A 5,880-nucleotide genomic window follows, 5' to 3' on the forward strand; every position below is an offset into this window, starting at 1 on the left:
AAGGAATGTGAAGCGGACAGGCGGCAGACGCCTCATATCGGACGTAAAAAGCTTAGGTTTTCCTTGCTTGAAGCGGACACACTTTCCTACTCTTCTCTAACGTTCCTTTTTAATCCAACTCCAAAAAGATTTGGACATCCATCCCTGTCGATTATCTATGTTTAATTCGCAGATGAATACGTTACCCCCCTCTTTTGCAAGAGGTGATAGTCTTGCATATAACTTTTCAACGCTTGAGCTTGAATAGAGAATCCACATTTTAGAATCGACTTTATACCAGTCGATTGCTTTGTTCATTTTCTCCTCAACTTGATCAGCAGTGACATCTGGCTTTCGATCTAAATAAACAACGAAAAAACCTGTCATCACTGCCCCTCTATTTTTTTAGGTTCTTCAATATCATCTGCTTCTATAGATGCATTATCGATAATTGGTTGCGCATGATCGATCGCATTTGCTTGTGATTGCAGAACGCCACCATACTTCGATTCCTGTATTATACGCTCATGTGCAACGAATTCCGCACCATCCAAAATGGCGATCAATGGATTTTTTTCGGCGAATTGAAGAAGTCTCCGTAAAAAATAAGCGGAAAATATAAATATTAAAATTACGGCAGCGATATCTAGATATAAGTTCCGCGCTGCCAGCACAATGGCAGAGATACAAATGACCGTTGTAATAAGAGCTAAAGTAGTCTTGCCGAAGATGCCACCTCGTAAGCTTACTTTGCCAATTTTTTCTATGGCCTCAGTTAATTTATTTTGATTCATAATAAAGCTGCTTCGATTGTAATATCGTTAAATATGAAACGATATTAGGTTTTGTCAACCAAAAGATAATTAGCTCACACCACTACTACTTATTCATGCTTCCAGTTTTGAAGCAATGTGAGAATGGTGATGTCGAAGCGGTTCACTGAAAAACTACCGACACCTTCTCGACTTCTAAACGCAAACAGCAGATTTTCCATTCCCGACGAAACTGCCTGTCGGCTCAGCAGAAACAGAGTGGACAGGCGGTAGTCGCCTCATATCGGTTATCCAAAGCCCTATGAGGGGAACCGAGAAGCGGACACGGGATGAAAAGAATGCCCCCCGACCCGATGGATCTTGTCGTTACACGCGTTGACGCATAAGGTCGCCAATATGGCGAACTGTATTATTTGTAATCATAGCCTTACATCACAAAACGATTCTGCCGAGCACATAATTCCCAATGCAATCGGTGGTTTTCGAAAGGTGTGGGGATTTCTTTGCAATCGCTGCAACAATACAACCGGGCACGACTGGGATGCAGTACTTACCTCACAGTTGAACGGGCTTTGTCATTTTTTTGATATCAGGCGTGAGCGTGGGTCCATTCCGGATCAAACAATCAGTACGACAGCAGGCGAGACCTTCCGAATGCTCTCCCAAGGAGGCTTTGCGTTACCGAAACCGACTGTGGACAAAACAGAGGTAGGCGGAAGAACCCAATATCAAGTAGTTGCTCGTGACATGCCCGAGGCACGCAGAATTTTACGCGATCTTCAAAGGAAATTCCCAAAGATTGATGTTGAGTCAGAACTGACCAAGGTACAAGCTCGGACTTCCTATCCTAAAGGGATGGTCGAAATTCCCTGTCAGATTGGCGGGGTCCAGGCAGGGCGCTCAATCGTTAAATCGGCCGTTGCCCTTGTGCATGATAGCGGGATACCAGCCGTAGCTTGTGATCAAGCACTTGTTTACCTTCGAGATCAAAATGCCCCTGCCTGTTTTGGCTATTACTCGACCACCGATTTACTAATCGAACGTCCCGTCGGCGTGCCTCTGCATTGTGTAGCAGTTTCGGGAAATTCGACCACTGGGATGCTGCTTGGTTACGTAGAATATTTCGGTTTTCTCCGGGCCGTGGTCCTTTTGTCCGAAACTTATATTGGTCCCGATATCGAAAATTGTTATGCGATCGACCCTACCACAGGGATGCAATTCGATCTTTCGGTCCGCCTACAATTTTCTCAAGCCGACATGGTGGATATCTTTGATTATAAGCACTGTGACAATGAGGCTACTAAGCAGGCGGCCGACGCGGTCTTCGGCCCCGGTGTGGCTCGTAAGCGACAGCGAGAACAATCGCACGCTGTAAACGAAGCCGTTCAATACGCTTTCGAGAACTGTGGTGCACAGCCAGGCGACATACTGACCGAGGAACAACTCAGGATCATTGCCCGGCTCATGTCAGAAAGGTTGATACCCTTCATCGTCAGTCTAAATCAGCCACGTCCTCTCCCGCCACGCAGAAATCTGCGTTCGGACATTAAGGACCAATCAGGAACGTAACTAGATGAACGGGTTCGTCGATAGCTCTGCGCTTGGGAGCAGATGTTATCGATCATACGAGTGTCCGGTTCTCCACTCTTACCAATTTGCAGCTGACATTCCGTTTACCCCCCCAAGGCGGAGATAGAGAGAATCCTCGGTATGAAACAAGTCCGACGAAGATCGGGCATATTTTAATCTAATTAAGGGACCTCTTGTAACCTGATTAAGGTTACTTTCGTGGCGGTGGTCGGCATGGGAACTAGGTTTCTCCTAATTAAGGAATTCCGACAACAAATGTCGAAATTCCTTAATTATGTTAGTCAATATTCTGAAATTTCAGCACGTTATTAATTCCCTTAATTTATGCGAATCTCCCTTAATTATGCGAAAAAAGCCCTTAATTAGGTTACAAATTGCGATGGTATTTTTATCAACGTATAGGTTTGCTTACGTCTTGATGCCAGTCATTGCGGTTTGTTGAAAATGTTCCCAATAGCGGACATTCTGGAAATGACCTTCGAATGCCCATTAAATGGTGATTTGCTGGACAGTCTTTGCAAGGGGTGGTTTGGCCTGTCCAAAGTGCTGTCCGTCTGTTAAAATCATTGTCAACTTTTTAACGTCCAGCAAACATGCTTTGCTGGACATTTTTCTGCCTGGAAGGTGGGTATCGACCGATGGACCAGCGCATTGGGTACACCTACGCGAGATTTTGGCGCTGTGCTCTGCAGGTCAATCCTGTCGGTTACAACGGCACTTACAGGGGAGCCGATCACGGGCTAGATGAGGACGGCTACAACCAAGCACTGCTTCAAAAGTGCCTTGATCTGAGCATCAAGGTTGTCGGTTTGGCTGACCACGGCAGCGTGACCAGCGTCGATGCTCTACGTCAGGTGCTACAGCCGCATGGGATCGTGGTGTTTCCAGGCTTCGAGATCGCATCGAACGACAAGACGCATTACGTTTGTCTCTTTCCCGAGGATACCACGGTGCAGCAGCTTGATCGCTACCTTGGCAACCTCAAGCTCCATGACCCAGCGGATGGCATCCGGCCTTCTCGGCTGAGTTCGGAAGAGTTGATCGAAGAGGTCGATTTACTGGGCGGGTTCATCTACGCTGCACATTGCACGCAGGACAGTGGGCTGCTGAAAAATCGCCTGAACCACGTATGGAAGCACCCCAAGCTGCGCGCAGCCCAGATTCCGGGGTCGATAGATGACCTCACGAGCATCGAGGGGGATTTCTATCGCAAGGTGTTGTTGAATAAGGACGACAGCTATCGGCGTGCGCGCCCGGTGGCAGCGATCAATGCCAAGGATGTTGCCAAGCCTGATGACTTGGATCAGCCAAGCGCAACGTGCTTCATCAAGATGACAAGGCCCACTTTCGCTGCATTCAAGGTGGCCTTCCTCGATCCGGGATCGCGTGTCCGGCTCAACTCGCAGCAAGCCCAAAGCCCAATTGGTAAGGTGGCATGCATGACGGTGGCAGGTGGTTACCTTGATGGCGTCAGGGTGGATTTTTCAGACCATCTCAACACGGTGATCGGCGGCCGTGGAACGGGTAAGTCAACCTTGCTCGAATGCCTGCGCTTCGCCTTGGATTTGCCACCCAAAGGCAAACAAGCACAAAAGCTCCACCAAGAGATCATCAAGGAAAATCTTGGTCGCTCGGCCGGTCGGGTTGAGCTAAAAGTAGTGTCCTCTTCCCAGAACGGTAAGCATTACATCATTTCTCGCCGTTATAGCGAACCGCCGATGGTGCGTGACGAGAATGGCAACGTCTCGACCCTACTCCCGCGCGACTTGCTGCCGGGCATCGATATTTATGGTCAGAACGAGATTTACGAGCTGGCCCAAGATGAAACCAGCCGGCTGCAGTTGCTGGCTCGCTTCCTTCCTCAAAACGGAGAGTACGACGCCAAGAGTGCCGACGTGCGTAGGCGCCTGAAGGACAACCAGCAGAAGCTTACGAAGTCCCTGAGCGATCTCGACGAGCTGAATGCACAGGTTGAGCGCTTGCCCAAGCTGGAGGAGCAGCTTCGCGGTTTTGAAGAGCTGGGGGTCAAGGAGAAGCTTGCCAAGACCTCATTGCTCGCGCGTGAGCGAGAGATTGCAAAGACCGCGACCGAGGGCGTACAGAGCTTTCGCGACGCGATTACAGACTTGCGGAACAGCTTGCCTGACCTTGACTTCATCGATGATGAGGCGCTCAAGGGCTTGCCTGATACTGCCCAGTTGCTTGCCATGCGCACGACGCTGGATGAACTCAAGCAGGGATTCACCGGCCATCTGACCGCGATGCAGGCCTTGCTTGATGACAAGGCAGGACAGTTCACCACTCAGCATGCCGCATGGCAGCAGGCGATTCAGGCGCACGATGTCGAGTTGGAAAAGGCGCTGCGCACATTACCCGCCACTGCTGGAAAGAGCGGGCAGGAGGTCGGTGTTGCCTACCAGAAGTTGATGGAGGAGATCGAGCGCATCAAGCCCATGAAGTCGCGGGCGACGACGCATGAGTCTCAGCGCGACACCTTGCGTCAAGAACGGCAAAACCTGTTGGCCGAACTGTCCGATTTGCGTGGGCAGCGCATACAGGCGTTGCAGAAAGCCGCGAAGAGGCTAAACAAGCGACTTGAGGGTAAGCTGAAAGTGGAAATCGTACCGGAAGCTTACCGCATGCCTTTGATGGCGTTCCTGCTTGGATGCAAGTTAGATGGCGTGGGCGAAAAGCGGCTTGCGTTCGTTGAGGATGCTGAGACGATCAGCCCGCTGTCGCTGGCTCAGTCGATCCAGAAAGGGGCTGCCGATATTCAACTCGATTGGGGTGTCTCACAGATGGTGGCTGACGCACTCACCAAGCTCCAGTCGTCTCAGCTCATGGAGTTGGAAGCCTTGGAGTTGGGGCATCGCGTAGACATCTTTTTGAATGTCGCGCACAGCCAAGCCGATGGGGTATTCCGGCCTCTGAACAAGCTCTCTACGGGTCAGCAGTGCACTGCAATTCTGCACATGCTACTGCTTGAGAACGTTGATCCTCTTCTCATGGATCAGCCGGAGGACAACCTTGACAACGCCTTCATCGCAGATCGGATCGTCACCGAGTTGAGGGAGGCAAAGACTAGTCGACAGTTTTTGTTCGCGACACACAATGCCAACATCCCGGTGTTCGGTGATGCTGAGTGGATTGGTGTGTTCACGGCCGCTGAGAACCAAGGGTGTCTCGGGCTGGAAGCACAAGGCTCGATCGATGTTCCCGTGATACGGGATCAGGTGGCCAGCATTCTGGAAGGTGGGCGGGACGCCTTCATCCAGCGCAAAGAGAAGTACGAGTTCTAATCGGCCATGGAGTGGGGTCCGGAACTATATTATTTATCATAGCATTCTGCATGGTATTGATAGAAAAAACAGAATAATCTGTTAACTTTTCACAACAAAATCCTAAAAACTACAATCGAGTGAGATTGTGGCTGCGATTATTTCGCGATCTTGAAGGTCCGGTTTTTCAAGTTTCCATCCGAAACCGGACGGTCCGTTTGCCCCCCTGAACTGCCTGTCCGCTCAAGGAATGTGAAGCG

General features: G+C 50.1%; 3 protein-coding genes. 2 read left to right on the top strand and 1 reads right to left on the bottom strand.

Annotation, left to right across the window (positions count from 1 at the left end):
* Positions 1-365: 365 nt before the first annotated feature.
* A complete protein-coding gene (locus tag Abci_RS13845) occupies positions 366-773 on the bottom strand; it encodes a hypothetical protein (protein WP_048839759.1) in 408 nt (135 codons plus the stop codon).
* 375 nt (positions 774-1,148) lie between these two features.
* Between Abci_RS13845 and Abci_RS13850 the strand changes: the two genes are divergently transcribed.
* The gene (locus Abci_RS13850; RefSeq protein ID WP_146807018.1) at positions 1,149-2,321 is read left to right on the top strand and encodes an HNH endonuclease; all 1,173 of its coding nucleotides are present in this window, start codon (positions 1,149-1,151) and stop codon (positions 2,319-2,321) included.
* A 659-nt stretch (positions 2,322-2,980) separates the two neighbouring features.
* Positions 2,981-5,641 (top strand): TrlF family AAA-like ATPase, encoded by a 2,661-nt coding sequence (locus tag Abci_RS13855; RefSeq protein WP_048839761.1) that lies wholly within the window; start codon positions 2,981-2,983, stop codon positions 5,639-5,641.
* The last annotated feature ends 239 nt before the right edge of the window (positions 5,642-5,880 follow it).

The organism is Acetobacter cibinongensis (assembly GCF_000963925.1).
GTDB classification, from domain to species: domain Bacteria; phylum Pseudomonadota; class Alphaproteobacteria; order Acetobacterales; family Acetobacteraceae; genus Acetobacter; species Acetobacter cibinongensis.